The organism is Amycolatopsis sp. NPDC026612 (genome assembly GCF_040638285.1).
In the GTDB taxonomy this organism is placed as follows: domain Bacteria; phylum Actinomycetota; class Actinomycetes; order Mycobacteriales; family Pseudonocardiaceae; genus Amycolatopsis.
Genome location: NZ_JBEZYB010000041.1, coordinates 1 through 26,338, shown reverse-complemented (window position 1 = coordinate 26,338; position 26,338 = coordinate 1). Strand labels below are relative to the sequence as shown.

The following is a 26,338-nucleotide window of genomic DNA, read 5'->3' as shown; positions in this document are numbered from 1 at the left end:
GTGGGCAAGGCCGAATACCTCGTCGTGCTGGCCTCGTGCGTCCTCGTCACCCTGCCGCTGGAGCTCGTGGGCGCGCGCGTCTACCGGCAGCCCCGGCGGCTGGCCCGCGCGGTGCTGCCGGTCGCGCTGGTGTTCCTCGTCTGGGACGCGCTGGCGATCGCCGCCGGGGTCTGGGACTACGCCCCGGACCGCGTCACCGGGATCCGCGCACCCTTCGCCGTGCCGCTGGAGGAAATCCTGTTCTTCGTGGTGATTCCGATCTGCGGGCTGCTGACCTACGAGGCCGTCCAGCTCACCGCCGCGGCGGTCCGGCGGCGCGGCCGGAAGGAGGTGCGCCGGTGATTCCCTGGGGCTACACCGTGCCCGCGGCCGCCGCGGTGGCCGCGGTCGTCCTGATCGAGCTCCGCCTGCTGCGCACGGGACTGTTCCGGCGGCCGGCCTACTGGATCACGATGGCCATCGTGACCGCGTTCCAGATCCCGGTGGACGGCCGGCTGACCAAGCTCTCCGGCCCGGTCGTCCGCTACTCCCCCGAGCACATCACGGGCTGGCGCTTCCCGTGGGACATCCCGGTCGAAGACTTCCTCTTCGGCTTCGCGCTCATGACCGCCGTGCTGCTGGTGTGGGACCGGACCGGCCCCCGCCGGGAGCGCACATGAGCACGATGGCGAAGGACGGTCTCCCCCGCGGTGCGGTGCCGTCGACCTTCGACACCGAAGCGCGGTGGTACGACCGGCTGGTCGGCGCCAACCCGGGCTACCACGCACACCTCCGGCTCTCGGCACAGCGGCTGGCGCTGCCGTCGGACGGGACGGGCCTGCGGCTGCTGGACGCCGGCTGCGGCACGGGCGCGTCGACGGCGGCGCTGCTGTCCGTCGCGCCCGGGGCGCGGATCACCGCGTTCGACGCCTCCGGGGAGATGCTCGCGCGAGCACGGGCCAAGGACTGGCCGGACGGCGTCACCTTCGTCCACACGCCGGTCGAGGACCTCGACGGGATCTCGGGTCCGTTCGACGCGATCCTGGCGGCGTACCTGCTGCGCAACCTCGCCGAGCCGAGCCGGCAGCTGCGGCGGCTGCGCGGGTTACTGCGCCCCGGCGGCCGCATCGCGGTCCACGAGTACTCCGTCCACGACTCGCGGCGCGCCCGGTGGGTGTGGAACGCGGTCTGCGCGGCCGTGATCATCCCGCTCGGGAAGGTCACCACCGGGGACGGGACCCTCTACCGCCACCTGCGCCGCAGCGTCCTGGAATTCGACGGGATCGGCGCGCTCGCCCACCGGCTCACCGAGGCCGGCTTCACCGACGTGCGCACCGCCTCGATGCCGGGCTGGCAAAACGGCATCGTCCACACCGTTCTCGGCACCAACCCGCAGGAGCACCCGTGAGCCGCCCCCTCGGCACCGACCGCCGGATCGAGACGCGGCCGGCCCCGCCCGGCCTGACCGATGCCGGGCTGCTCGGCCGGCGCCCCTCCGCGGCGGTCGTCGGCGGCGGCATCGCGGGTCTCACCGCGGCCACCGGGCTGGCCGAGCGGGGCGTCACGGTGACGCTCTTCGAGCGGGACGGTCACCTGGGCGGCCGGGTCGGCGGCTGGGCCGACCGGCTGCCGGACGGCACCGCGGTGACGATGAGCCGGGGCTTCCACGCCTTCTTCCGCCAGTACTACAACCTGCGGTCGCTGCTCATGCGCACCGATCCCGGTCTGGACCGGCTGACCCCGCTGGCCGACTACCCGCTGCTCGACGCGCAGGGCCGCACGGACACCTTCGCGGGTCTCCCCCGCACACCGCCGTGGAACGCGCTGGCGTTCGCCTGGCGCAGCCCGACGTTCACCCCGCGGGACCTGGTGCGCATCAACGGCCGGGAGGCCCTCCCACTGGCGACGGTCAGCGTCCCGGAGATCTACCACCGGCTCGACGAGACCGACGCCGCGAGCTTCCTCGACGCGATCAACTTTCCCGAAGCGGCCAAGCACCTGGCGTTCGAAGTGTTCTCCCGGAGCTTCTTCGCCGATCCGCGCGAGCTCTCCGCGGCGGAACTGGCGACCATGTTCCACCTGTACTTCCTGGGCTCCAGCGAAGGTCTGGTGTTCGACGTGCCCACCGAGCCGTTCCCGCAGGCGCTGTGGGACCCGCTGGCCGGTTACCTGGCCGATCGCCGGGTGACCATCCGGACCGGCACCGCGGTGGAGTCCCTCGAACGGACTCCCGGCGGGTTCGCGGTCACGACGGCGGAGGACACCGCGCGGTTCGACACCGTCGTGCTCGCCTGCGACGTGCGGGGACTGCAGGGGATCGTCGCCGCGTCGCCCACAGCCGGCACCCCGGAGTGGCGGGCCGCCGTCGCGGAACTGCGCACGGCACCGCCGTTCCTCGTCCGCCGGCTCTGGCTCGACCGGCCCGTCGACCCCGGGCGGCCGCCGTTCCTGGGCACCGGGAGCGTGCCGCCGCTGGACAACATCAGCCTGCTCGACCGGTACGAGGGCGAGGCACGGCGGTGGGCGGCCCGCACCGGCGGCTCGGTCGTCGAACTGCACGCCTACGCGGCGACGACCGACGACCGCGAGACCCTGGTCAAGGCGGTCGACGACCGGCTCCACGCGATCTACCCCGAAACGCTCGACGCGCGGGTCAGCGCGTCGAACTCCTTGTGGCGCGAGGATTGCCCGCTGTTCGGGCTGGGCGGCTTCGCGCGCCGCCCGCCGGTCGGCACGCCGGATCCGGCGCTGGCGCTGGCCGGCGACGGCGTGCGGATCGACCTTCCGGTCGCGCTGATGGAACGCGCGGCCACCACCGGCTGGGCCGCGGCCAACACGCTCCTGGCCGGCTGGGGACTCGCCGGGCACCCGCTGCGCTCGGTGCCCAACCGCGGCCGGCTCGGCCTGCTGAACCGGCTTGCCTCGGCCCGGCACTTCGGCGGGTGAGCGGGGTGGCGGACCACGAAGTCGTCGTCGTCGGTGCCGGGCTCGCCGGGCTGGCGGCCGCGGTGACCCTGCACCGGGCCGGGGTTTCGTGCGTGGTGCTGGAGGCGTCCGACGACGTCGGCGGGCGCGTGCGCACCGACGTCGTGGACGGTTTCCGGCTCGACCGCGGGTTCCAGGTCCTCAACCCGGCCTACCCGGCGATCCGGCGCCTGGTGGACGTCGGCGCCCTGCACCTCGGCCGGTTCTGGCGCGCGGTCCGGGTGGCCGACGACGACCGCGTCTCGCTGCTGGGCAATCCCCTGGACACGCCCAGGGCGCTGCGCGACATCGCGGCCCGGCGGTACCTGTCGGCGAAGGACCTGGCCGCGCTCGGCGCGCTGTCCGCCCGCGTGGCCGCGGGGCCGGCCCAGGCGATCATCGACCGCGACGACCGCTCGACGTTCGGCGAACTGCGGCGCGCCGGGGTGTCCACGCGGGCCGTCGAGACGGTGTTCCGGCCGTTCCTCTCCGGGGTGTTCCTCGAACCCGAGCTGACCACGTCGGCCCGGTTCTTCCAGCTGGTGTGGCGCAGTTTCCTGCGGTCGGCACCGTCACTGCCCGCCCTCGGCATGGCCGAGCTGCCGCGGCAGCTCGCCCGTTCGCTGCCGACGGCGGCCGTCCGGCTGGGCACGCCGGTCGAGGAGGTCCGGCCGGGCGAGGTCCGCACGGCGGACGGCGAGGTCCGGACGGCCCGCGCGGTCGTCGTCGCGGCCGACGGCTCCACGGCCGCCCGGCTCACCGGGGTCCCGGAGCCGCGGTGGAACAGCGGGACCACGTGGTACTTCGCCCCGCCCCGGGCGCCGTTGCGCGAGCCGGTCATCGTGATCGACGCGCGGGGCGGCCCGGTCACCAGCACCAGCGTGCTCAGCGAGGTGTGCCCCCCGTACGCCCCACCGGGCGCGGCGCTGGTGAGCGCGTCGGCCCTGACGACGCTGCCGGAGCAAGAGGTGCGCCGCGCGCTCGGCCGGATGTACCGCACCGACGCGTCCCGCTGGCCGCTGATCGCCCGGTACGAGATCGCCCGCGGACTCCCGGCCATGCCGGCCCCGCACGAGATCCGCCGCGAAGTCCGGCTGGGCGAGGGCCGGTACGTGTGCGGCGACCACCGGGACACGAGCTCCCTGCAAGGCGCCTTGGCGTCCGGAACGCGAGCGGCCCGCGCGGTACTCGCCGACTTCGGACGGCGGCCGGACCCGCACACCGGCTGAGCCCGCGCGGCCCGCCTGACACCCGGCGACCTCCGCCGTCGCCATGCCGGGCGGTGGCTCGGCGCCGAAACAGCGTTCCCATTACGACATTCGGGCAGAAATTCGCGTCCCGCGCTGTAAGAATCGCCGAATCACGGACGCTCGGCCGGCACCGATAGCGCCCGATCGTCACCGGGAAGAGTGATGGTCGGCCGCCGAGCTGCGGTTTCCGGCGTAGTGCGGCCATGGTCTGCGTAGCCGGAATCGGCCGCGGTAGCCCGTTGAGCGCCTTGACACCGGGCTGTGGGTGACGATTTCCCGGCTCGCTAACAAATTTTCCGTCTTTCCGTCTCTCCGAGGCAACCGCAGTAATCCGGCCTTCGGAAGGAAGTCCATGTCGCGGAGATCATTGTTCGTCGCGCTGATCGCGGTCAGTGCCTTGCTCACCCCGGCCGCGGTCGCGGCCGCTGCGCCACCCGGGGTCGATCCGGCCACCGTCGATCTCACGCTCTCCGCCGGGCAGAGCACCACCGTCACCAAGCACGTCACCACCTCCGCCGTCCCGCCGAACCCCGACCTCGTGCTGCTCGCCGACACCACCGGCAGCATGGGCGGCGCGATCGCCAACGTCCGCACCAACGCGAACGCCATCACCGGGGACGTGCTCGCCGCGCAGCCGACCGCCCAGTTCGGCGTCGCCGAGTACAAGGACTTCAGCGATTCCGTGCCGTTCCACGTCAACCAGGGCATCACCGCGGACACCGCCGCGGTCCAGGCCGGCGTCAACCAGTGGGTCGCGGGCGGCGGTGGCGACACGCCCGAAGCTGACCTGAACGCCCTGTACGAACTGGCCACCGGCGCGGTCACCTTCCGCCCGGACGGCACCCGGATCATCGCCTGGTTCGGCGACGCGCCGTCGCACGACCCCAGCGGCGGGCACACCCTGGCCCAGACCATCGACGCGCTCAAGGCGGCGAACATCCGCGTGGTCGCGGTCAACGTCGGCGCGCTCGACGCCTCCGGACAGGCGAGCGCCATCGCCTCCGCCACCGGCGGCGTGCTGCTGAACAACGTGCCCTCGAGCCAGGTCTCGCAGGCCATCCTCGACGGCATCAAGTCCATCGAGGTCACCGTGACGCCGCACGTCACCACCTGCGACCCGCAGCTGACGCTCACCAACGCCCCGGCGAGCGTCAAGGTGGCCGGCGGGGACGTCGCCACGTTCACCGAGAACGTCACCGCCGCGGGCGACGCCGCTCCCGGCACCTACCACTGCACGGTCGACTACCTGGTCGACGGCGTGTCGCGCGGGTTCGTCGAGACGACGACCGTGCGCGTGCTGGGCCTGAGCATCAACGACGTCACGGTGCAGGAGGGCTCCGGCGGCGCGCCGGTGCCCGCCGCCTTCACCGTCTCGCTGCTCGGGGGCGCCTCCCCGAACCCGGTGACGGTCCACTACGCCACCGCGAACGGCACCGCGACCGCGCCCGCCGACTACCAGGCGGCCAGCGGTGACGTGACCTTCGCGCCCGGTGAGACGGCCAAGCCGGTGACCGTGCTGGTCAACCCGGACACCGTCGACGAGCCGGACGAGACGTTCACCGTCACGCTGTCCGCCCCGGCCGGCGCCGGGCTGATCGACCCGACCGGGGTGGGCACGATCCTCGACGACGACCGCGACGGCACCTTCTCCTGCACCGGCACCGCCGCGAACGTCATCGGCATCACCGCGGCCGTGGCGAACCCGGCGAACCTGCCCTGCGCCGACGACAGCAAGACCGTCCTCGACGCGACGCTCAACGCCGGCCTGATCAAGGTGCAGACGCACGCGCTGACGGCGTCGACCGACCTGGCCCCGGACGACCAGTCCGCGGCCCCGGCGGCCGGTGACCACGCGCAGGCAACGGCGAAGATCGACAAGACGGTGATCAGCACGGTCGGGCTGACCATCGAGCTGGGCGTGATCCAGTCCCAGGCGGCGGCGACCTGCCAGCCGGCTCCGGGCGGGCTCGCCCCGGTGCTGACCGGCAGTTCGAACGTGGCCTCGTTGAAGATCAACGGCGTCTCGGTCACGGTGGGCTCGGCGCCGCTGACCATCGCGCTGGTCATCGGCTCGCTGAAGCTGAACGGCCAGACCATCGCGAACGGCGTCGTGAAGCAGCAGGCGGTCGCGCTGGAAACCCCGCTCGCGAAGATCGTGCTGGCGGAGTCCCAGGCGGACGTGCACGGCACCGCCGCGCACCCGGCGGGCAACCCCTGCCGTCGCTGATCCGGTGAACCACCCGGGGCGGGCGGTCTCCGCCCGCCCCGGGCGCACAGGTCGGCCGGCTGGCCGGCAAACCACCCGCCGGCCGCGTCCCCAACCTCCCCGGACAGCTCCTAGCCGGTCGGCATCAGTTCGAGCGTCTCGCCGGCCAGTTCGGCCGCGCCGTCGCGGAAGTCTTCGTCGAGCTTGCGGAACAGCGTCTCGGCCTGGATGGCGGGCCAGTCGCGGGGCAGGTGCTCGGCCGGGAGGTGGGGATCCCGGCGGACCACGTGCAGCCAGTCCGAGTGCAGCATCAGCTGCCGGGTCAGGTCGTCGGGGAACGACGGCTTCCCGGCCTCCCACTTCTCCATGAAGTCGTGGTAGCGCGAGGCGATGGTCGCCGTGTCGAAGGCCTTGCGGACGAGCTCGGCCGCTTCCGTCGGCTTCGCCGGCTGCGCCGTGAACACCGTTACGTGCCCGTCGAGACCCAGCTGCTCGACGATGGCCGTGACGTCCCGGACGCCGGGGGCGACCCACAAACCGTTCTGCAGCAAGCCGAATCCGGCCCAGGTCAGTTGCGTGCGCAGGCCGTGCCGGTCACCGCGGCGGGTGTCCGGCAGCGAGAAGCCGACCAGTGTCCAGCCGCCGTCCGCGGACCGGTTGACCGCGCCGGTCTCCCAGATGCGCCGCCTGCCGTCCTCGAGGACCGCGGCCAGGCGCGCGCTGAGGCCGAAGTAGACCTTCCGCCCGTGCCGGTGGCGGGTCAGCAATCCGGTGCCCGCCATGCGGGTCAGCGTCGAGCGGACCGCCTCCTCGGAGACGCCGACGCGCGCGAACACGTCGATCACGCTGCCCGAATAGATCGCCGTCGGCCGGCCGAGCAGGTGGATGCCGAGGAAGGTCAGCATGACGGACTTCGGGCGGGGCCCCGAGCCGGTCTCGTCGAAGTGCGTCACGACCGTCAGCGTAACCCCGGCGCCCGATCACTTGATGTTGTGCAGAATATTGACGGCCGTCACACCCCTGACTAACGTTGGGCCCCGCTCCCCCGTCGTCCACCCCGGACGAACCTGTTCCCCGCCGCAACGCCCCCAAAGACGAGGGTGACACTCCCCATGAGCACTCAGCTCCGCAGAGCGGTCGCGTCCAGCTTTCTCGGCAGCCTGATCGAGTACTACGACTTCCTCCTCTACGCCACGGCCAGCGCGGTGGTCTTCGGCAAGGTCTTCTTCGCCGACCTCGATCCGGCACTGGCCACGGTCGCCAGCTTCGGCACGTTCACCACCGGCTACCTCGCCCGCCCGCTCGGCGGCCTGATCTTCGGCCACTTCGGCGACCGGCTGGGCCGCAAGCGGATGCTCGTGCTGACCATGACCCTGATGGGCATCTCGAGCTTCCTCATCGGCCTGCTCCCCGGCTACGACCAGATCGGCGCGGTCGCCCCGCTCGGCCTGGTCCTGCTCCGGGTGGTCCAGGGCATCGCGGTCGGCGGCGAGTGGGGCGGCGCCGTGCTGATGTCCGCCGAACACGCGCGATCGCGCCGCGGACTGTGGGCCGGGTTCACCAACGCCGGCGCGCCGAGCGGCATGGTCGTGTCGACCCTCGCGATGTCCGGCACCGCCGCGCTCACCTCCGAGGCGGACTTCCTCGCCTGGGGCTGGCGGATCCCGTTCCTGCTCAGCATCGTGCTGCTCGCGATCGGCCTGTTCGTGCGCTCCCGCGTCGACGAGACACCGGTGTTCCTGGCTGCCCGCAAGGAAGAACGACGCCGGATCCCGCTGGTCGCGGTGCTGCGGGAGCACCCCCGCGTGCTCGCGCTCAGCGTCGGTGTCGGGCTCGCCGCGTTCGTCGTCCAGGCCACGCTGACCACCTTCGTGCTCGCTTACGGCGTCCAGCACGGACACCCGAGACAGGAAGTGCTGAACGCGCTCACCCTGTCGTCGGCCTGCGCGGTGGCGGGCATCCTGCTGTGGTCCGCGCTGTCCGACCGGATCGGCCGCCGCCCGGTCGTCCTGGCGGGCGTGGTCCTCATGGCGGTGTTCGGGTTCCTGCTGTTCCCGATGGTCCGCAGCGGCAGCGGGCTGCTGCTCGTCCTCGCGCTGGTGATCGGCCAGGGCGTGATCCACCCGATGATGTACGGCCCGCTGGCCGCGCTCTACTCCGAGCTCTTCAGCACCGGAAACCGGTACACCGGCGCGTCGCTGGGCTACCAGCTCGCCGGGCTCGGCGCCGGCTTCGCCCCGCTGATCTTCGCCGAGCTCCAGCGGGCCAACGGCGGCGGTTCGACCACTCCGGTGTCGTGGACCATCGCCGCGTTCTGCGTCCTGTCCGCCGTCTGCGTCCTGGCGTTGCGGGAAACCCACCGCCGCGACCTCACCCCGGACCTCGACCCGGCCGTACCGGCGCCCGCGCACCAGGAAGGAAGCCGATGAGCAGGTGGCTCCGCCGGATCGGTGCCCTCGCCGCGACGACGCTGACCGCGTTCGGCCTCACCGCGGCGGGCACGGCGCACGCCGCCACCCCCGCGCACTACACCGGGCTGCTGCCGGACGGCGCGAGCTGGGTGGCGGACGTGCCGTCCTCCTGGAACGGGACGGTCATCCTCTACAGCCACGGCTTCGGCCCGCTCGTGGCGGTCGACACCCCGGACGCGCCGACGGGACAGGCGCTGCTGGCCGCCGGCTACGCCCTGGTCGGCTCGTCCTACAGCGGACCGTCGATGTGGGCGCTCGCCGCCGCCCCGCGGGACCAGTTCGCCTCGCTCGACGCCCTCGTGCGGAAGATCGGTGAGCCTCGCCGCACGATCGCGTGGGGCACCTCGATGGGCGGCCTGGTCAGCGCGCTGGAAGCCGAGTCCGGCACGCGGCGGCTCGACGGCGCGCTCACCACGTGCGGCCTGGTGGCGGGCGCGCTCAACCTGAACGACTACCAGCTCGACGGCGAATACGCGCTGTCCCGCCTGCTCGCCCCGGCGCAGCCGGTGAAACTCGTCCGCTACGCGAACGCCGGCGAAGCGAGCGCGGCGGGCGCGTCGCTGACGAAGATCGTCACCGACGCCCAGGGCACCGCGGCCGGCCGGGCCCGGACCGCCCTCGGTGCCGCGCTGATGAACACGCCGCCCTGGCTGACCGGCGCCACCCCACCCGGCCCCGCCGACTACGCGGGTCAGGAGCAGCAACAGCAGCAGGCCCTGACCGGGTTCGTGCTCGGGTTCGTCGTGTCCGGCCGCTACCAGATCGAACTCGCCGCCGGCGGGAACAGCGCGTTCACCGCCGGGGTCGACTACCGCGCGCTGCTGTCCGGCAGCCCGCTGGCCCACCAGGTCCGGGCGCTGTACCGCGCCGCGGGCCTCGACCTGGACGCCGACCTGGCCGAGCTGACGCGCCACGCGGACATCACACCCGACCCGCAGGCCGTCGGGACGCTCGCCCGCACCTCGACGGCGACCGGGCGGCTCCGCGTCCCGGAGCTCACCATCCACACCACCGCGGATCACCTGGTCCCGGTCGAGCAGGAGAACTGGTACGCCCGCCGGGTCCGCGCCGCGGGGCGGGAATCCCTGCTGCGCCAGGCTTACGTCGACGCGGCCGGACACTGCGCCTTCCAGCCGCCGGAAACCCTCGCGGCACTGCACGCCCTGGAGTCCCGTATCGAAACCGGCCACTGGCCCGACCTGCGGCCCGAGCGACTGAACGCGGCCGCGGCCGCACTCGGTGCCCCCGGCCGCTACCTCCGCTACACCCCGGCCCCGCTCACCGGGGCGGACCGCCGCTGAGGCAAGGGGCGGCCGCGGAGCCCCGCGGTCGCCGCTTGCGTGCGGGTAAATCGTTTCTTTCCGAACTTGCATTTGATGTTAAGTGTCGATGTCCCTAGCGTGGTCGGCATGAACCTCACCGTCCTCGCAGCCTCCGGCCGGACCGGACTCGCCCTCACCCGGGAAGCCCTGCGGCGCGGGCACACCGTCACCGCGATCGCCCGAGATCCCCGGCGCATCGCCCTTCCCGGCTCCCCCGGCCTCCGCACCGTGGCGGCCGACGTCGAGGACCCGGCGACCATCGCCGCCGTCGTCGACGCGGATTCGGTGGTTCTGTCCGGGCTCGGCACCGGCCGGGCGGGCACCCTGCTGGCCGGCGCGAAGGCGGTGGTCGCCGCCGGGCCGCGGCGGATCATCTGGCTCGGCGCCTACGGCACGGGCCAGTCCGCCGGCGCGGCCGGCGCGGCCGCCGGGGTGCTCCCGAAGCTGCTCGGCGACCGGCTCGGCGACAAGGTCGAGGCCGACGACACCATCCTCGCGGCCGGCGGCACGGTCTTCCACGCCGGGCTGCTCGCCGACGGACCGGAAAGCCCGCGAAGGCGCACCGTCGGACTGGCCGCCGCACCGCCCTTGGACTTCGAGGCGAAGATCACCCGGGAGACCGTCGCCGCGGCGATGCTCGACGAAGCCGAAACGCCTCGCTTCCCGGGCGCCGTCGCGCTGGCGCTGACCAGCTAGTGCGGGGCCCCGGGGGTCGCGGCGCTAGCCGGCGGTGAGCTCGTCGAGCGCGGCCCGGACCTGGTCGCGCAGCCACGCGTGGGCCAGGTCGGAGTCGTAGCGCTGGTGCCAGGTGCAGGTGATCTCCGCCGCCGGGGCTTCGGCGGGCAGCGGGCGGGTGAGCAGCCCGAACGCGTCGATGAGCGGGCGGCCGAGGACGGCCGTGCAGCTGACCAGCACGTCACTGCGGACGGCCAGCTGCAGCGCCGTGGCGACCGTCGCCACGGAGGCGACGACCCGGCGGCGCAGGCCTTCGGCGGCCAGTACGTCGTCGATCGGCGCGGTGAGCCGGCCACGGCGGGAGACCAGCACGTGCGGGTGCGCGGCGAACCCGCGCAGGTCGAGGCCGCCGGCGCACGGGTGTCCCCGGCGCATCGCCACGACGAGCCGGTCCTGCCCGAGCACCTCGGACCGGAACTCCGGCTGGTGCGCCCGGCCACCGCCGAGTTCCAGGTCGACGCGGCCGTGCCGCAGGCCGTCCGTGTCGGCGGAGTGCTCCGCCAGCACCCGCAGCTGCACGCCGGGCGCCTGCTCCTGGAGCCGGCCGACCAGCACCGGGACGACCGACGCGTTGAGCGCGTCGTGGCACTGGATCGTGAAGGTGCGGTCCAGTTCGGCGAGGTTCAGCTCGCGAGCCGGCCGGAGGACCTCGCCGGCCCGCCGGACGAGCCGGTGCACGTCCTCGCGAATCGACAGGGCGTACGGCGTGGGAACCATCGTGTGGCCGGCGCGGACCAGGATGTCGTCGCCGGTCACCGCGCGGAGCCGGCCGAGGGTGCGGCTCACCGCGGGTGAGGACAGGTGCAGCCGCTCGGCCGCGCCCATCACGCTGCTCTCCTCGAGCAGCGCGTCGAGCACCGTGAGCAAGTTCAAGTCGAGTTGCACGAACGCAAGACAACCACAGGAGAAAGCATGACCCAGGACCTGCTCGCCGCCACCACCGCCGCCGTCCGCGTGGCCGGCGCCCGGATGCTGGCGCGCTACTCGCCCGAGGCTCGTCAGCCCGGGCTGACCGAGCTGCTGGCCGGCCTGCACGAAAACGACGCGGCCGTCGTCGACGTGCTGCGGCCGGCGTTGGCGGAGATCCGGCCGGAGGCGCGCTGGCTCGACGACGAACACGGATCCGGGCCGCTGCCCGCGGGCGAGTGGTGGCTCGTCGACCCGGTCGGCGGCAACGTCAACGCCGTGCACGGCATGCCCGACTGGAACATCGGGGTCAGCCTCGTCCGCGACGGCCGTCCGGTGCTGGGGGTGCTCTTCTTCCCGGTGCTCGACGAGATGTTCACCGCCTGCGAAGGCGGCGGGGCGTACCTCGACGGCGAGCGGCTGCGGGTCTCCGCCAAGACTTCGCTGGACGGCGCGCTGGCGGGCACCGGCCAGGCCCAGCCCGGCCACGACGCCGCGCTTTTCGAGCGGATCGCGGCTTCGTTCGCCGCGATGTCGGAGGCGGCGCTGTACGTGCGGATCTCCGTGCCGGTGAGCCACCAGCTCGCCCAGGTCGCCGCGGGCCGGATGGACCTGCACTGGCAGTTCGACAACGTCCGCTCCCACACCGCCGGGGTGCTGCTGGTCCAGGAAGCCGGCGGCACCGTCACCGACCTCGACGGCGGCCCGTGGGATCTGGCGGGCCAGGGCTACCTCGCCGCCGCGCCGGGGGTGCACGCCGCCGCGCTGAAGGTGCTGGGCGCCTGACGCCGGGGCACGGCGCTCGCCCCGGCGCGGTGATCGGCGGCGAGCTCGGTGACCCGCACCTCGCCGCGGGACTCCACCACGGCCAGGATCCGCCTGCGCCGGTCCGCGCCCGGCTCCCGCATTTCGACCTCGTCCGTCGGCTGTTCGATCGACCGTTTCCGGCCACCTCATCGATCAGCCGACGGGCCGGTCGAGCCGCGGCGCGGGTCAGGACCGTCCGCAGTCGATCTGGCTGGCCACCGCGGAGCCGCCGTTCGCGGCCGTCGCCGTGAAGCGGACGTACCGCGCCGGCCGCGGACCGAACTTCGCGTGCTTCAACGTCTTGTCCGCCGGCCAGCCGCCCCGGGCGGCCGCGGTGAAGCGGACGCCGTCGGTGCTCGTCTCGACCCGGAAGCCGGTCACGTTGCCGGTGGTGACGTACTGGCCGTTCACCTCGTCCTGGCGGGGCAGGTAGGTGAGCATGTCGATGCCGGGCCGGACGGCGCCCAGGTCGAGGGTCACCGACTGCGGCAACGGCCCGGTGGACTGCCAGAGCGTTTGCTGGGCTCCGCCGTTGTAGTCGCTGTAGCCGTCGATCGCCTTGGCCGCGTCCCCGCTCGTGGCCTTCGCCGACACCGGGGTCAGGGGGTGGGTCAGGCTCGGGCGCTGCCGCGGCAGCGGCGGGCGGGTGGGATCCGGCCGCCACAGCGCGCCGACCTCGTGCAGCCGCCGGACGATGGAGTCGTCGAGCAGGCCGCGCGGGCCCGGCGGGCAGTTCAGGATGAACGTCGACCAGCGGGGTTCCAGCCGGGCGAGGTGCTGCTGCACGATGTCGTCCGCGGTCATCAACGACGTCGTGGGCGTGCTCGGGTGCCAGAACCAGCCGTTGGCGGCGATCGTCTGTCCCTGGCAGGCGGCGTACGTGTTGTCCGGCGCGGTCCACACGCCCTTCGGCTCTTCGTAGAAGACGACGTCGGTGCCCCACGGTTCGGTGATCCCGGTCAGGCAGACGACCGCACACCGCGGCTGCAGCGACCGGATGTGGTCGCGGATCTCGCCGTAGGCGACCTCGCGCAGCCCCATCTGCCACGACCACCCGTCGATCACCAGCGCGGGGATCTCGCCGTAGCCGGTCAGCAGTTCGGTCAGCTGCCCCTTGACGAAGTCCAGGTCCGCCCGGCTGACCGAACCCGCCGCGACGCCCTGCGTCCGGTCCCAGATGGAGAAGTACAAGGCGGGGACCAAACCGCGCGAGCGGAACGCGCGGACGTACTCGGCGACCACGTCGCGGCGGTAAGAGCTGTTCGCCACCGTGTAGCCGGTCAGCTTCGACGGCCACAGGCAGAAGCCGTCGTGGTGCTTGGTGGTGAGGACACCGAAGGTCATTCCGGCCGCCTTGGCCGCGTCCGCCCACTGGCCGCAGTCCAGCGCGGTGGGGGCGAACGTCTTCGGGTCCTGGTTCGGGTCCACCCATTCCGCGTCGTGGAAGGTCCCCATGTTGAAGTGCAGGAACATCCCGAACCGCAGGTTCACGAAGAACGCCGCCGGATCGTCCACGACGGACGCCCCGGCCGCGGGGTTGCCGGCGAGGGCGGCCCACCCCAGCGCCATCGACGTGGCGGCGGTCGCTTTCAGCAGGCCACGGCGGGAAAGTTCGGACACGGCGCGAATCCCTTCGGAAAGCAGGTCGGGCGCGGGAACGAGCGGGCGCCCCGGCGACGAGGGTGCCGTGACCGGCGGCACTGCGGAACCCAGGACCGGGAAGCGCTTTCTCGCTCGCCGGGCCGCCGGCGCGACACCGCACTATGGCCCCGGCTTTTGTTACGTGTCAATGGTTCTCCCGGGAACTCCCACCACCGGCCGAGTATTCGATGCTTTCGGCGATTATTCCGGGCGGCCGCCGCTGGGCACGTTCACAAAGTGCCGGGTACGCTCCCGGACGAAAACGCCGGCGAGGGATTACCCTCGCCGGCGTCAGCGGCTTGCCGCCCCGGGCAAACGACTACCGGGTCCCGGTCAAACCGAAGAAAGCGATCGCGGCCGCAGCCATGCCGGCGGCGGGCAGGCTGTGCCCGGCACCTTGGATGCTGTAGGCCTCCACCCGGACCGCACCGGAGCCGTCGGCGTAGCGGCGGCGGTTCCAGCCGGCCTGCGGGGTATCCGTGGACGTCGGCGTCTGGCTCAGGCCGAAGACGTTGGTCCACTGCTCGATTTCCTCCTGCAGCAGCGAATAGGGCACGAGCGGGTCGGCGGTGCCGTGCCACAGCTGGACGCGCGGGCGGGCACCGGTGTATCCGGGGTAGGCCTGGCGGACCGCGTCACCCCACTGCTGGGGCGTGCGGTTCATGCTGCCCCCGGTGCACTTGCTGGTCCCCGGCGGGAAGTCGGCGGCCCCCGCGAAGCAGTTGAAGGGAACACCCATGAACGCCGCGCCCGCCTTGAACACGTCGGGATAGAGGGCGAGCATCTCGTTGGTCATCATGCCGCCGGAGGACGAGCCGGTGGCGAAGACGCGGTTCGGGTCGCCGCCGTAGCGTTGTTCGGCGTAGGTCACCATCGACGCGATCGAAACCGGGTCACTGCCGCCGCCGCGGCGCTTGGCCGCGTCGGACCAGGTGTCGAAGCACTTCCCGAAGCCGGCCTGCTGCTGGGCGCTGGGGTAGATGACGAGGAAGCCGTACCGGTTGGCCAGCGAGGCGAACTCGCTGCCGGAGTAGAAGCCGGGCCCCGAACCACCGCAGCCGTGCATGGCGACCACGATCGCCGGGTGAGCCGGGTGGGTGTCCGGGACGTAGACGTGCATGCGCATCCCGCCCGGGTTGTTCCCGAAGCCGGTCACCTCCACCAGCGAGGCGGCCGACGCCGGGGCCGGGGCCGGGGCCACGACTCCGGTGACGGCGATCAGCAGGGTGCTGGCGATGGTCACGAACGCCGTTCTGAATCCACTCATCGGTGACCTCCGGTCGGCGATCCCCCTCCCCCATGAGATTAGGCAGATCACCGACGGTCGTCAACGATTCATCGAACATTCCGGGACACCGAAACTTTCGAACTCGATGAATTGTTCGAAAAGCCGGACATTCCATTGATGATCGCCATTGAAATGGCGAACGATCCGGCGAGGTAGGTTGGATCCCGGCGATCCGGCGAGGAGGTGGCGCATGCTCGAAGCGGCCTGGACCGACGACGAGGGCGCGCTGGGCGTGCGACCCGAGGCCCTGCTGCTCACCCTGTTCGGCGACCACGTGCTGGACCGCGGGATCGCGGTGTCGACCGGCGGGGTCATCGCCGCCCTCGAACGCCTCGGCGTCGGCGAGCACGCGACCCGGGCGACGCTGAGCCGGATGAGCCGCCGTGACCTCCTCCGCACCGTCCGCCGGGGCCGCCAGGCGTTCCTGGGGCTGACCGGACACGGCACCGCGGTGCTGCGCGACGGGCAACGCAAGCTCGACGGCGAAATCGTCGACCGGCACTGGGACGGCCGGTGGACGCTGCTGACGTTTTCGGTCCCGGAATCCCGGCGCGCGGACCGGCACGCGCTGCGCACCCGGCTGGGCTGGTTCGGTTTCGGGCCGCTGCGCAGTGGCCTGTGGGTTTCGGCTTCCTCCACCGACATCGCGCCGGCACTGGCCGAACTCGACCTCCTCGACCACGCCGAGGTGTTCCGCGCCGAACCGTTCATGTGGACCGACCCCGCGCGGATCGCCCGGGAAGCCTGGGACCTCCCCCGGATCGCGGCCGGCTACGAGCAGTTCCTCCACCGGTGGACCGGCAGCGCGCCCGGCGAACTCGGCGACGCGCTGTCCCGGCGGATCCGGCTCGGCGCGGAATGGCTCCTGCTCATCCGCCGCGACCCGGTCCTGCCGCCGGCGCTGCTGCCGCCGGACTGGCCGGGCACGCGCGCCGCCGCGTTGTTCCGCACGCTGCGGCACCAGTGGCTGCGCCCGGCCGGGGAACTGGCGGGCGAACTGCTCGAGTCCCTCGTCGAGGATTGAGGCCGACAGCGGTTGCCACGTTGCATGCCACGTTGCAAACTGGGAGACCCGGCCGTCCCCGCTCCCCACCCCGGAGGTCAAAGGTGACCGACATCGATCGACGCGACGTGCTGCGTGCCCTCACCGCGCTGGGGGTGACCGGCGTGACCGCGAGCCTGTTCGGCGGCACCGCCGAAGCCGCCGGCACGAGCCCGCTGGACCTGCGGTTCTCCGTCGAAGAGCAGTTCCGGCCGTTCGACCTGATCGCGCCGAAGTTCGTCCAGGTCGACACCACCGCCCGGCCGGGCGCACTGGTGAAGACCGGCGTCCGGCCGAAAGCGCCCTACGGGACCGTGACCGTCGAGGTGGCCGGCAGCCGCTCCCCCGTCGTGGCCGGGCTGGCCGGCGACGGGGTTTCGGTGCTCGGCACCTACGACCCCGTCGCGGGGCAGGCCGGCATCGAGATCACCACGCCGGCCGGCACGACCGTGGTCAAGACCGCCCCGGCGGACCTGCGGGCGCCGTTCGGCTTCGCCGTGGTGGTCAACGAAAACGCCGTCACGGTGCTGGCCGACCAGGGCACCGGCTGGCGGCCGCTGCTGACCGAGCGCGACCAGGTCCGCGCGCGGATCGACCTGCGCGACCCCGCCGTGCTCGGCAAGCTGGGGTACGCCTACGGCAGCCGCGGGCCGGCGCGGCTGGGCCGGGTCCGGGCCGGGTACTTCGGCCAGGCCGGCGTCCGCGATCCCCACGTCGTCCAGTACGCCGACGGCCGGCCCTACATCCGCCACGGCAAGCTCTACCTGACCATGACCAACGCCGGCCTCGGGTTCTTCCAGCAGGCGCACTGGGCGGTGTGGACGCTGGACCTGGCCGATCCGACGAAGCTCGAGCAGGTGGCGACCCTGTTCTTCGCGCGCGACGGCGTGGTGCTCGGCGACCACGCCGGCCAGATCGTCCGCGACGACGAGCACGACCGGTTCATCCTGCTGATGAGCTCCTGGGGCGACTTCGCCTTCAACGGTGTCCACGTGCGCCACACCGTCACCCGCGCCGACGTGCTTTCGGGCGTGCACGTCCTGCCCACCGAACAGCTGGCGCTGCCCACGACGGTCAGCTCGTGGGACCCGGCGCTGACGAAGATCGACGGCCGCTGGCACATCGCGTTCGTCGAAAGCCCCGCCCAGCAGCCGGCGTTCGTGTTCCACCCCGCGCTGGCGGCCGCTCCCCGCGGCGCCGACTACGACCACGGGCTGACGCTCCTGGGCGCCGACCGGTCGGTCAGCCAGACCGAAGGCACGATCCTGCAGCGGGTCGGCGGCCGGTGGTACCTGTTCGCCAGCGACGGCAACGCCCGCGAATACCCGATCTACGACCTGCAGCTGCGCAAGCTCGGCACGCTGAACGCGCCCTACGGCACCAACATCCCGCACCCGATGCTCGTGCGGATCGGCACCCGCTGGTGGCTGACCACCTTCAACGGCACCCAGTACGCCGAAGACGTCCTCGGCTACGGCGGCCACGGCGACTTCATCCTGATGCGGACGCGCTAGCCCGGCCGTCAAGCACACTTCGACCGGGTGCCCGGCCGGCGCGCCACCGCGCGTTCCGGCCGGGCCACCGGCGCCAGCGGTCCACAGTGGACGGATGACCCGGCGTGCTCGCGCGGATTCACCGGTTGGAGGCGATGAAATAGACGACGACGCCGATCAGCGCGAGCACCTCGCTCAGCACGAAGGTCGAGTAACCGATCGTCTGCAGTTTCCCGCGGGCTTCCGGCTGACGGGCGGTGCCGTTGATGACGGCGGCGAAGATCAGGCCGACACCGATTCCCGGGCCGATCGCCCCAATCCGTATCCGATGGCGGCGAGGCCGGGGTTGATGAAGGCGTCGTAAATCGGCGGCTGACATCGAAACGGGCGGATCTCGCCGGGTGAATGCTCGACCGGGCGAGATTTCTCGGTAACCGAGTGGTCCGATCACCACGAGGATATCACGCGAAATCCGGACCCGCCGCGAGCAAACACGTGTACTGCCGCTCGCTCGCGGCCGGAATCCGCCCGCCCGGCTCGTGCGCAACAAAGGCCGGGTGAAAGCCGTATCTGCCGATGGGCACCCGGAGGGAAAATCAGGGCCGGCGGCCCCTCAGCCGGACGGCTCCCCGAAAGCCTTCAGCAGCAACCGGTGCAGCGTCTCCTGCTCGCCCGGGCCCAGCCGGGCGAGCAGCTCGCCGGTGACCGCGCTCGAGACCTCCTCGACCTTCCCGACCGTGGCCCGGCCGTCCTCGGTGAGAGTGAGGACGTGCCGGCGGCGGTCCTCGGTGTCGCGCTCCCGCGACACCCAGCCCGCGGCCTCGAGCCGGTCGAGCACCTTCACCAGGTCGCTGCGGTCCAGGCCGAGCCGGTCGGCGACGCGCTGCTGGGACAGCGGGCCCTCCTCGCCGATGCAGACCAGGACGTAGTAGTCGCGCAGGGCGACGCCGTGGGCGGCCAGGGCCGCGTCGATCCGGCCGACGCCGGCGCGGTGCAGCTGTCCCATCACGTACGTGGGCCAGCGCAGCAGCGCGCGCGGACGGTCGGACGGGGTGACGGCCATGCGGCGATCCTAGGACAGACCGCGGGTTGGCACAATTGTAGGAGTCACCTACAGTATGAGTCATGAACGAAAAGCCCACGGCGCTCGTCACCGGTGCGAGCCGGCCGGAAGGCCTCGGCTTCGCCGTCGCCCGCGAACTCGCCGGTCGCGGCCACCACGTCGTCCTCGCCGGGCGGCACCTCGACCGGACGCGCGCCATGGCCGCGCGGCTCGCCGCCGAAGGACTCTCCGCCGCCGCGGTCCGCCTCGACGTCACGGCCCCGGAAGACGTCTCGGCCTGCGCCCGCTTCCTCCGCCCAGCCGGCCGGCTCGACGTCCTGGTCAACAACGCGGCCACCATGCCCGATTTCGCGACGACGTCCCTGCTCGACGCCGACCTGGCCGAGGCCCGCACCTCCTACGACGTCAACGTCCTGGGTGCCTGGGCCCTCGTCCAGGCGTGCCTGCCGCTGCTGCGGGCCGCCCCCGCCGCTCGGATCGTCAACGTCTCCAGCGCCGCGGCGACCCAGATCGCCGCGGGGCCCGATTGGCCCCACGGTGTCCGGTCCCCCGGCTACGCGCTGGCCAAATACGCCCTCAACGCGCTCACGGCTTCACTCGCGGCCGAACTGCGCGGCACCGGCATCCTGGTCAACGCGGTCGACCCCGGGCCGGTCGCCACCCACCCGGAGCGCGGCGACGACGCCGAAGACCGCTCCCCCGCGGAAGCGGCCTTCGACGTCGTCCGGGCGGCGACCCTGCCCGCCGGCGGCCCGTCCGGGGCCTTGCTCAGTGCCGGCGCCCCAGGGCTTCGCGCTTGACGAACCCGATCACCCCGGTCGCGACGAAGAGCACCGCGCCCACGATGATCAGCCAGAACAACCCCTTGACGACGATGCCGAGCACGACCAGGACGGCCCAGACCACGAGCAGGGCGACGAGGATTCCCATGACGATTCCCTTCTGAACGGTCAGGAGGGAGATACCCCGCGGACGGGGGGTCCACTCCCCGACCCGCGCCGAGTCACCCCGTCGGCCCGGCCGTCACCCATTTGTCCGTTATGGACAGTCTATTCCGGACACTCAGTGGGTTTCCGTGGCGTAGCCGCCGTCGATGGCGAGGGTGGCGCCGGTGATGTTGCCCGCCACCCGGTCGCTGGCCAGGAACGCCACGAGGTTCGCCACCTCCGCGGGCCGGGTGAACCGGCCGGTGGCGGCATGGGCGGCGGCCTCGCCGGCGACCGATTCCGGGTCCGCCCCCGTGGTGGCGGCGAGCGTTTCGGCCACGCCGCCGGCGCCGAGCCACAGGTCCGTCGCGACCGGGCCCGGGTTGATCGCGTTGGCGCGGATGCCGCGGGGTCCGAACTCCTTCGACACCGACTTCGTGAAGTTGACCAGTGCCGCCTTCGCCGCGCTGTAGTCGATGACGCCGGGGTCGGGCAGGATCGCGTTCACCGAGGCGACCGTGACGATGCTGCCGCGGCCCGCGGTCACCATCGTCGGGAGCACCGACCGCGTGGCCCGGACCGCGCTCAGCAGGTTCAGCGTCACCGACCGCATCCATTCCTCGTCGGTGACCAGCAGGAAGCCGTTCGGCCGCGGGGTGACGGCGCCGACGTTGTTGACCAGGATGTCGATGCGCCCGAATTCCGCGAGAGCCAGCTCCGCGAGCCGCCCGGGGCCGTCGGCGGTGCCGAGGTCCACGGCCAGCGCGTGCGCCTTCCCCGCCCGGACGAGGGCCTCCAGGGCCGGCCCCGGAACGCGCGCGCCGGCCACGACGTGGGCGCCCTCCGCGACGAGGGTTTCGGTGACGGCCAGGCCGATGCCCCGGCTGGCCCCGGTGACGACGGCGACCGCGCCGTCCAGACCGAGCTCCACCGCTAGACCCCCTGCTCGCGCAGCCAGCCGAGCACGGCGTCCGCGACCTCGCGCCAGCCGCTGTCGATGGTGAGCGAGTGACCGCGGCCCTCGAACTGCTTCAGCTCGGTGACCGCGGCGGACTCCCGGTACTGCTTGAACGTCGAGCGCGTGACCACGTCCGGGACGGTGTGGTCCGCCGTCCCGGAGATCAGCAGGAGCGGGCCGCGGTCCGCGCGCCCGGTGTCCACGGCGGCCTGGGAGTGCAGCACGAAGTTCGCGGCCGCGGCCTGGAAGAGCGGCCGGGCCGGGGACGGGATCGTCCAGCGCCGGAACAGCTCCGCCGATTCCTCGTCGCTCAGGGCGTTGCCGAAGCCGAACCGGAACTCCTTCTCGGTCAGCGACACGGCCCGGTGCAGGTTCGCGGGGTTGCCGAGCGCCGGCAGGCCCGCGCGCAGCTGCGCCAGGGGCAGCGGCAGGACGCCCTTGATCTGGGCGGGGTCGATGGCGACGCCGGCCCGGCCGATCCCCTGGCCCAGCAGCTTCTCGGTGATCAGGCCGCCGAAGGAGTGGCCGATGATGACCGGCGGCCGGTCGAGACCGGCGATGATCGACGCGTAGTGGCCGGTCGCGTCGTCGATGCTGGTGTCCGCGACGGCATCGGGGTTTTCCCGGGCGAGCTCGACGGTCTCGGGCTCGTGCGGCCAGCCGGGCGCGACGGGTGCGTACCCGGCCGCCCGGAAGTGGTCGATCCAGGGGGTCCAGGAGGTGGCGTGCAGCCACAGCCCGTGGATGAACACGACAGGGGTGCCCGGGTCGGCCATCGAATCCTCCAGTGGGTAAGGCGTCCCCCGAAGCCAACACGACCGGCGGCCGCGGCGTCCAAGACCTGGTGCGCCCGGATCGATAGCCGTGGTGGCATCGTTGGCGCACCGGCTCCAACCCCTTCGCGTGGAAGGCCCGCATGGACCTCGATCTCAGGCTGGTGCGGTACTTCGTCACCGTCGCCGATGAACTGCACTTCGGCCGGGCGGCCGCCAAGCTCTTCATCAGCCAGCCGACGTTGTCGAAGCAGATCCGCAAGCTCGAAGCCGACGTCGGCGCCACCCTGCTGGTACGCGACAGCCGCCACGTCGCGCTGACCCCGCGCGGCGACCGGTTCCTGCACCTGGCCCGGCAGCTGCTGGCCACCGCGGACCGGATGGTGCGCGAACCCGCACCGCACCACCTGCGGATCGCCCACATCTTCGAACTGGACACGAGCCGGGTCGTCGCCGACGCGTTCACCGCCGCCCACCCCGGTGTCCGGCTCGTCCAGAGCCAGATGGACAGCGCCCGCCAGCTCACCGCGCTGCTCGAGGACCAGCTCGACGTCGCGATCATCCGCGTCACCGGTGCCCTGAAAGCGGTCCACCCGGCCGGCTGGCGGCACGCGCTGCTCCGGCTCGAGCCGTTCCGGCTGGTCGGCCGCCCCGGCGACCCGCGCCGGACGTCGGTGTCGGTGTCGGTGCACGAACGTCCCCTCGAGGTCTTCGCGGACGCGCCCGGCACGGCGCTGTACAACGTGCACGGCCGGTACCTGAGCTCGCTGGAGCAGCACACCGGCCTCGGCCTGCACTGGCTGGGCAACCCGGGCACGTTCGACACGTGCCACGCCGCCCTCGCCCGCGCGCACGACAGCGCGTACCTGCTGGAGTTCGACAGCTACGCCCGCCGCTACGCCGAGCTCGGCCTCCCCGTGCACCGGCCGCAAGAGCTGCAACCGGTCTACCCGTGGTCATTGGCCTGGCGTGAGGGCGAGCAACCGGAGACGATCCAGGCGTTCCTCGCGACCGCCCGCGAGACCGCGACCCGCCACCACTGGCTGCACCCCGAGCGCGCGGACGCCGCGCCGCTGTGGGCACCGCCCGAGGATCTCACCGTCGCCACCGCGTGAACGGCCCCGCGCGTGATCGCCTGGAGCGGCGGCCCTGGTGCTGGTGGCGCGGTCGGCCGAACCGGCCGAAGCGCAGGCCGCCTGACCCGCGATCGCCCTACTCCTCGGCCGTCACCTCGGCACTGACCGCGGCCAGCCGCTCCTGCACCCGGGCGTGGCGGAACTGGTAGACGCCGCCGGCCTGCCGAAGGACGCCGCGGCGGTGGGCGTCGTCGAGGAAGTGCATGAGGCGCCAGGGAAGGCGGCCCGTGGCGGCGAGCCACACGTGGTGGACGAAGTAGTTGCCCCACGCCCGCGTCACCAGGACCGACAGGCCGACACCGATGCCGAAACACGCGCCGACCACGACCGGCAGCACCGGGTTCGTCGCCGCCGGGAACACCTGGCCGCCCGCGATCGCGCCCGCCAGGCCGTAGCACGCCGCCCCGACCCGGCGAGCCATGAAGAACCCGAACGCCGCGCCCGCCAGCCCGGCGGCGATCCCCAGCGCCACGTCGTACCGGCCGCCCAGCACCGGCAGGAAACGGGTCTGCGCGGTGAACGCGAACGCCATCCCGTCGAACAGCGCCAGCGACACCATGAACGAGACCGACAACGCGATCGCGCCGGTCCGTTCGTTGCGCAGGATCGTCCTCGGGCTCGACACGCGGCTGGCGTCGACCGGCTTCGCGAGCCACACGTGCACCGCGAACACCAGGCCGAACACCAGCGCCAGGACCACGACCAGGCCGGTGGCCAGCGACCAGCCCAGGCCGAGCAGGACGCCGACGACGGCGCCGATCGCGAAGCGGCCGGCGAACTTCCGGGCCGCCCCGGCGAAGCGCAGTTCGGTGCGCAGCGGCTCCGGGGGACGTCCGAAGCGGTGGGTCGCCGAGGCGGCGCCACCGAACGAAAGGCCGTAGACCGCGGCCAGCACCGGTCCGTCGTCGAGCCGGCCGGTGACGGCGAAGAACAGCGCGACCAGCAGACCGACCAGGCCCGACCGTGTCCCCACGGGCACCGCCCGGTACAGCTGCCACCAGGCCAGGTCGCGGCTGCGCGCCCGTTCGAGGTGCCGGGCCAGGAACCCCAGCCAGCGGGTCGCCTGCGCCGCGGTGTACCGCCCCGACGGGCTCGTCTGCGGGTTCCGCCCCGGCGGCTGCGGCACCTGCGCGTAGGCGTTGGGGACGAACGAGTCGAGCAGCTGCCCTTCGAGCACGCCGGCGTCTTCGACGTCGAGCAGCTCCCCGGGATCGGCACCGGGACGGCCGTAGCCGATGCGCGCGAGGTCGACCATCAACGGCGTCCGCAGCACCCGGCCCAGGACCGCGTCCGGATCCCGGCGCAGCCGGTCGGCCACGGCGAGCCAGCGGTCCTGGGCCGCCCCCTCGCGCGCGGTCAGGTACGTGATCGCCTCCTGCCGGTCGACCGGTTCGAGCCGCACCACGGTCGCGGCGCTGAGCACCGCCCCGGATTCCCGCGTGACCTGCTCGTACTCGGCGGAGCGGCAGGTCAGGACCAGCGACCGGCCCAGGCCCATGGTCTGGTCCAGTGCGTCGAGGGCGGCGGCGCGCAGGTCGGCCGGCATCTCGTCGAGACCGTCGAGGACCGGGACGACGTGGCCGCCGAGGACCAGCCGGGTGGGCGCGTCGGTCCCGTACTCGGCGGTGTTGAGCAGGGCCGGGTGGTTGTCGGCGAGCCGGCCGGCCAGCCAGCGGTCGAGGTGCTCGCGCCGCGGATCCCACGACGCCAGCGACAACAGGACCGGGACCGGGTCACCCGGGGCGCGGGTGCGCAGCAGCTCCAGCGTCAGCATCAGGGCGAGCACCGACTTGCCGGAGCCGGGATCGCCGAGCACGACGAGCTGCCGCACGGGCAGCGCGGCGAACGTCTCCGCGATGTCGTCGAGGTCGCCCCGCAGCGCCGGCCTTCCCGGGCGCCGGGCCGCCGACCAGCGCAGCATGATCGGCTGCGGCCGGTGCAGCGACCGCAGCTCGGCTTCGGCGCGCCACTGCCACGTCACGGCTTCGGCCAGCTGGGTGACCGCGCGGTCGAACGGGTGGTGCGGCGGCGCTTCCGGCACCGGCCCGGGCTCGGGGCCGTCCGGGGCACTGGGCGTGGCTTCGGCGAGGATCTGCTCGTGGAGCCGCCGCAGATCGGGATTCGGATCGACGCCGAGCTCGTCGGCCAGCCGCCGGCGCAGGCCGTGGAACAGTGTCGAAGCCTCGGCGTAGCGCCCTTCTTTCGCGAGGGCGCGCATCAGGAGCAGGTGCGGCAGCTCGCGCATCGGGTGTTCGCCGCAGAACTCGGTCAGCTCGCGGACGACTTCGCCCGTTTCACCGAGCCGCAGCCGCCATTCGGCACAGAGTTCCACGGCGTCGGCGCGCTGTTCGTCGAGCAGCGCGGCCCGGCCGGCCAGCGTGGTCGTCCGCAGCCCGTCGAGCGCCGGGCCCCGCCACAGGGCGAGCGCGTTGCGGATCTCTTCGACGGCGTCGACGAGTTTCGCCTGCCCGGCGAGTCCCCGTGCGGCCGCGACGTGGCGGCGGAACCGGAGGGAGTCGAGATCGTCGGCGTCGGTCCGCAGGCGGTACCCCGGGCCGTCGGTGACGATCGAGCCGCCGGCCTCGCCGAGCCGGCCCCGCAGCGCGGAAACACAGTTCCGCACCTGCTTCACGGCCGTCACCGGCGGCTCGTCGTCCCAGAGCGCGTCGATCATGCGCTCCACGGGGACGACCGAGTTCGGACTGAGCAGCAGAGCGGCGAGCGCGCGCTGCTGACGCGGGCTCGCCGGCGTGACCCGGCCCCCGGACGCCCGCACTTCCAGCGTCCCGAGAATCCGGAACCTCATCGCATCTCCCCTGGTCCGCAAGGCTGGTGCCCGCCGCCCGGCTCCGGAACGCGCAGGTGAGGCGGCGAATGCCGGAGCGAGGACGAAACGAGGACGGCGTCCGGAACCCTAGGGCCACGGTGAACGAGGGGGCAGGCCGGGGCGACCCGGTGGCGGGCGCGTCGTTGGGGGTCGCGCCCTCCACCGGGACCGCCGGACCGGTGCCCGCTGCTGACGTACCGGTTCACCCGCCCGCGCGGGAACCCCCACGCGAGCGGGGACAGCAGGCCGGGACGCCGGGCCGGGACGCCCGCCGAGGCCGGCCTGCCGCAGAGGGCCCAGCCGACCACCGGCCGGCCTGCTGAGGCCCCGCCTGCAGCACCGCGCGGGCATGTCCGGCGAGGTCGACGGCCTGGCCGGAATCGGGATCGCTCACCAACCGGCCGAAATCGCCCCGCACCCCCGGCCACCGGACGTGCCGGGCATCGCCGTGCTCGACGACCGGCTGCCCGAAGCGCTGCCGGCCGGCCCTGATGGCGCACCGGCAAATGCCGTGAAGGCCACCTCGAGGAACTCGAAGTTCCTCGAGGTGG

General features: G+C 72.9%; 23 protein-coding genes and 2 pseudogenes. 15 read left to right on the top strand and 10 right to left on the bottom strand.

Annotated elements, in window-relative coordinates; all coding sequences use genetic code 11:
• From AB0F15_RS29530 to AB0F15_RS29505, 6 genes are all read left to right on the top strand, one after another.
• On the top strand, window positions 1–342 hold the full coding sequence (locus AB0F15_RS29530) for a lycopene cyclase domain-containing protein (RefSeq protein WP_360277168.1): 342 nt from the start codon (window positions 1–3) through the stop codon (window positions 340–342).
• Window positions 339–659, top strand: coding sequence for a lycopene cyclase domain-containing protein (locus tag AB0F15_RS29525; RefSeq protein WP_360277166.1), 321 nt, complete (start codon window positions 339–341; stop codon window positions 657–659). The genes AB0F15_RS29530 and AB0F15_RS29525 overlap by 4 nt, the downstream gene beginning before the upstream one ends.
• Window positions 656–1,387, top strand: a complete 732-nt coding sequence (locus AB0F15_RS29520) for a class I SAM-dependent methyltransferase (protein WP_360277163.1) — start codon at window positions 656–658, stop codon at window positions 1,385–1,387. Before AB0F15_RS29525 ends, AB0F15_RS29520 begins: the two co-directional genes overlap by 4 nt.
• Window positions 1,384–2,925 carry an NAD(P)/FAD-dependent oxidoreductase gene (locus tag AB0F15_RS29515; protein ID WP_360277160.1) on the top strand — a complete coding sequence of 514 codons (1,542 nt, stop codon included), beginning with the start codon at window positions 1,384–1,386 and terminating at the stop codon, window positions 2,923–2,925. Before AB0F15_RS29520 ends, AB0F15_RS29515 begins: the two co-directional genes overlap by 4 nt.
• On the top strand, window positions 2,922–4,172 hold the full coding sequence (locus AB0F15_RS29510; RefSeq protein ID WP_360277157.1) for an NAD(P)/FAD-dependent oxidoreductase: 1,251 nt from the start codon (window positions 2,922–2,924) through the stop codon (window positions 4,170–4,172). Before AB0F15_RS29515 ends, AB0F15_RS29510 begins: the two co-directional genes overlap by 4 nt.
• A gap of 373 nt (window positions 4,173–4,545) precedes the next feature.
• Window positions 4,546–6,420 carry a Calx-beta domain-containing protein gene (locus AB0F15_RS29505; RefSeq protein WP_360277154.1) on the top strand — a complete coding sequence of 625 codons (1,875 nt, stop codon included), beginning with the start codon at window positions 4,546–4,548 and terminating at the stop codon, window positions 6,418–6,420.
• Between the two features lie 110 nt (window positions 6,421–6,530).
• On the opposite strand, the gene AB0F15_RS29500 is transcribed toward AB0F15_RS29505, so the two are convergent.
• Window positions 6,531–7,352 carry a PaaX family transcriptional regulator C-terminal domain-containing protein gene (locus AB0F15_RS29500; protein WP_360277151.1) on the bottom strand — a complete coding sequence of 274 codons (822 nt, stop codon included), beginning with the start codon at window positions 7,350–7,352 and terminating at the stop codon, window positions 6,531–6,533.
• 159 nt (window positions 7,353–7,511) lie between these two features.
• On the opposite strand from AB0F15_RS29500, the gene AB0F15_RS29495 reads away from it, so the two are divergent.
• From AB0F15_RS29495 to AB0F15_RS29485, 3 genes are all read left to right on the top strand, one after another.
• Entirely contained in the window at window positions 7,512–8,828 is a 1,317-nt protein-coding gene (locus AB0F15_RS29495; protein ID WP_360277148.1) for an MFS transporter, read from the top strand.
• Window positions 8,825–10,171 carry an alpha/beta hydrolase gene (locus AB0F15_RS29490; RefSeq protein WP_360277146.1) on the top strand — a complete coding sequence of 449 codons (1,347 nt, stop codon included), beginning with the start codon at window positions 8,825–8,827 and terminating at the stop codon, window positions 10,169–10,171. Before AB0F15_RS29495 ends, AB0F15_RS29490 begins: the two co-directional genes overlap by 4 nt.
• A gap of 108 nt (window positions 10,172–10,279) precedes the next feature.
• Complete coding sequence (locus AB0F15_RS29485) at window positions 10,280–10,888, top strand: NAD(P)H-binding protein (protein ID WP_360277143.1); 609 nt, start codon at window positions 10,280–10,282, stop codon at window positions 10,886–10,888.
• Between the two features lie 24 nt (window positions 10,889–10,912).
• Here the strand turns inward: AB0F15_RS29485 and AB0F15_RS29480 are convergent, their stop codons facing one another.
• Window positions 10,913–11,812 carry a LysR family transcriptional regulator gene (locus AB0F15_RS29480; protein WP_360277140.1) on the bottom strand — a complete coding sequence of 300 codons (900 nt, stop codon included), beginning with the start codon at window positions 11,810–11,812 and terminating at the stop codon, window positions 10,913–10,915.
• A gap of 27 nt (window positions 11,813–11,839) precedes the next feature.
• On the opposite strand from AB0F15_RS29480, the gene AB0F15_RS29475 reads away from it, so the two are divergent.
• A complete protein-coding gene (locus AB0F15_RS29475) occupies window positions 11,840–12,619 on the top strand; it encodes an inositol monophosphatase family protein (protein ID WP_360277138.1) in 780 nt (259 codons plus the stop codon).
• A gap of 207 nt (window positions 12,620–12,826) precedes the next feature.
• On the opposite strand, the gene AB0F15_RS29470 is transcribed toward AB0F15_RS29475, so the two are convergent.
• The gene (locus AB0F15_RS29470; protein WP_360277135.1) at window positions 12,827–14,260 is read right to left on the bottom strand and encodes an alpha-L-fucosidase; all 1,434 of its coding nucleotides are present in this window, start codon (window positions 14,258–14,260) and stop codon (window positions 12,827–12,829) included.
• Between the two features lie 340 nt (window positions 14,261–14,600).
• On the bottom strand, window positions 14,601–15,548 hold the full coding sequence (locus AB0F15_RS29465; protein WP_360277132.1) for a PHB depolymerase family esterase: 948 nt from the start codon (window positions 15,546–15,548) through the stop codon (window positions 14,601–14,603).
• Between the two features lie 211 nt (window positions 15,549–15,759).
• Between AB0F15_RS29465 and AB0F15_RS29460 the strand changes: the two genes are divergently transcribed.
• Together AB0F15_RS29460 and AB0F15_RS29455 are read left to right on the top strand one after the other, a co-directional pair.
• The gene (locus AB0F15_RS29460; protein ID WP_360277129.1) at window positions 15,760–16,593 is read left to right on the top strand and encodes a PaaX family transcriptional regulator C-terminal domain-containing protein; all 834 of its coding nucleotides are present in this window, start codon (window positions 15,760–15,762) and stop codon (window positions 16,591–16,593) included.
• An 83-nt stretch (window positions 16,594–16,676) separates the two neighbouring features.
• Window positions 16,677–18,125, top strand: a complete 1,449-nt coding sequence (locus AB0F15_RS29455; protein WP_360277126.1) for a twin-arginine translocation signal domain-containing protein — start codon at window positions 16,677–16,679, stop codon at window positions 18,123–18,125.
• 118 nt (window positions 18,126–18,243) lie between these two features.
• On the opposite strand, the pseudogene AB0F15_RS29450 reads toward AB0F15_RS29455, so the two are convergent.
• Together AB0F15_RS29450 and AB0F15_RS29445 are read right to left on the bottom strand one after the other, a co-directional pair.
• A pseudogene (locus AB0F15_RS29450) lies at window positions 18,244–18,497 on the bottom strand (ATP F0F1 synthase subunit C).
• Between the two features lie 220 nt (window positions 18,498–18,717).
• On the bottom strand, window positions 18,718–19,167 hold the full coding sequence (locus AB0F15_RS29445; protein WP_360277123.1) for a MarR family transcriptional regulator: 450 nt from the start codon (window positions 19,165–19,167) through the stop codon (window positions 18,718–18,720).
• A gap of 62 nt (window positions 19,168–19,229) precedes the next feature.
• Here AB0F15_RS29445 and AB0F15_RS29440 point away from each other — a divergent pair, with 62 nt between their 5' ends.
• A complete protein-coding gene (locus AB0F15_RS29440) occupies window positions 19,230–19,967 on the top strand; it encodes an SDR family NAD(P)-dependent oxidoreductase (protein WP_360277120.1) in 738 nt (245 codons plus the stop codon).
• Here AB0F15_RS29440 and AB0F15_RS29435 read toward each other — a convergent pair.
• From AB0F15_RS29435 to AB0F15_RS29425, 3 genes are all read right to left on the bottom strand, one after another.
• Entirely contained in the window at window positions 19,936–20,097 is a 162-nt protein-coding gene (locus AB0F15_RS29435) for a hypothetical protein (RefSeq protein WP_003102310.1), read from the bottom strand. The genes AB0F15_RS29440 and AB0F15_RS29435 overlap by 32 nt on opposite strands.
• A 132-nt stretch (window positions 20,098–20,229) precedes the next feature.
• On the bottom strand, window positions 20,230–21,024 hold the full coding sequence (locus AB0F15_RS29430; RefSeq protein WP_360277116.1) for an SDR family oxidoreductase: 795 nt from the start codon (window positions 21,022–21,024) through the stop codon (window positions 20,230–20,232).
• A 2-nt stretch (window positions 21,025–21,026) separates the two neighbouring features.
• Entirely contained in the window at window positions 21,027–21,827 is an 801-nt protein-coding gene (locus tag AB0F15_RS29425) for an alpha/beta fold hydrolase (protein WP_360277114.1), read from the bottom strand.
• A gap of 140 nt (window positions 21,828–21,967) precedes the next feature.
• On the opposite strand from AB0F15_RS29425, the gene AB0F15_RS29420 reads away from it, so the two are divergent.
• Window positions 21,968–22,939, top strand: a complete 972-nt coding sequence (locus AB0F15_RS29420; protein WP_360277111.1) for a LysR family transcriptional regulator — start codon at window positions 21,968–21,970, stop codon at window positions 22,937–22,939.
• Between the two features lie 97 nt (window positions 22,940–23,036).
• Here the strand turns inward: AB0F15_RS29420 and AB0F15_RS29415 are convergent, their stop codons facing one another.
• On the bottom strand, window positions 23,037–25,766 hold the full coding sequence (locus AB0F15_RS29415) for a BTAD domain-containing putative transcriptional regulator (RefSeq protein ID WP_360277108.1): 2,730 nt from the start codon (window positions 25,764–25,766) through the stop codon (window positions 23,037–23,039).
• Window positions 25,767–26,136: 370 nt separating this feature from the next.
• Here AB0F15_RS29415 and AB0F15_RS29410 point away from each other — a divergent pair.
• Window positions 26,137–26,338, top strand: a pseudogene (locus tag AB0F15_RS29410) (hypothetical protein); the annotation flags it as partial.

Excerpts from the sequence above, each read along its gene's own strand:
- AB0F15_RS29520 (WP_360277163.1), top strand. The coding sequence starts at position 656 with ATGAGCACGATGGCGAAGGACGGTCTCCCCCGCGGTGCGGTGCCGTCG.
- AB0F15_RS29505 (WP_360277154.1), top strand. The coding sequence starts at position 4,546 with ATGTCGCGGAGATCATTGTTCGTCGCGCTGATCGCGGTCAGTGCCTTG.
- AB0F15_RS29495 (WP_360277148.1), top strand. The coding sequence starts at position 7,512 with ATGAGCACTCAGCTCCGCAGAGCGGTCGCGTCCAGCTTTCTCGGCAGC.
- AB0F15_RS29490 (WP_360277146.1), top strand. The coding sequence starts at position 8,825 with ATGAGCAGGTGGCTCCGCCGGATCGGTGCCCTCGCCGCGACGACGCTG.
- AB0F15_RS29485 (WP_360277143.1), top strand. The coding sequence starts at position 10,280 with ATGAACCTCACCGTCCTCGCAGCCTCCGGCCGGACCGGACTCGCCCTC.
- AB0F15_RS29475 (WP_360277138.1), top strand. The coding sequence starts at position 11,840 with ATGACCCAGGACCTGCTCGCCGCCACCACCGCCGCCGTCCGCGTGGCC.
- AB0F15_RS29465 (WP_360277132.1), bottom strand. The coding sequence starts at position 15,548 with ATGAGTGGATTCAGAACGGCGTTCGTGACCATCGCCAGCACCCTGCTG.
- AB0F15_RS29460 (WP_360277129.1), top strand. The coding sequence starts at position 15,760 with ATGCTCGAAGCGGCCTGGACCGACGACGAGGGCGCGCTGGGCGTGCGA.
- AB0F15_RS29445 (WP_360277123.1), bottom strand. The coding sequence starts at position 19,167 with ATGGCCGTCACCCCGTCCGACCGTCCGCGCGCGCTGCTGCGCTGGCCC.
- AB0F15_RS29440 (WP_360277120.1), top strand. The coding sequence starts at position 19,230 with ATGAACGAAAAGCCCACGGCGCTCGTCACCGGTGCGAGCCGGCCGGAA.
- AB0F15_RS29435 (WP_003102310.1), bottom strand. The coding sequence starts at position 20,097 with ATGGGAATCCTCGTCGCCCTGCTCGTGGTCTGGGCCGTCCTGGTCGTG.
- AB0F15_RS29425 (WP_360277114.1), bottom strand. The coding sequence starts at position 21,827 with ATGGCCGACCCGGGCACCCCTGTCGTGTTCATCCACGGGCTGTGGCTG.
- AB0F15_RS29420 (WP_360277111.1), top strand. The coding sequence starts at position 21,968 with ATGGACCTCGATCTCAGGCTGGTGCGGTACTTCGTCACCGTCGCCGAT.
- AB0F15_RS29415 (WP_360277108.1), bottom strand. The coding sequence starts at position 25,766 with ATGAGGTTCCGGATTCTCGGGACGCTGGAAGTGCGGGCGTCCGGGGGC.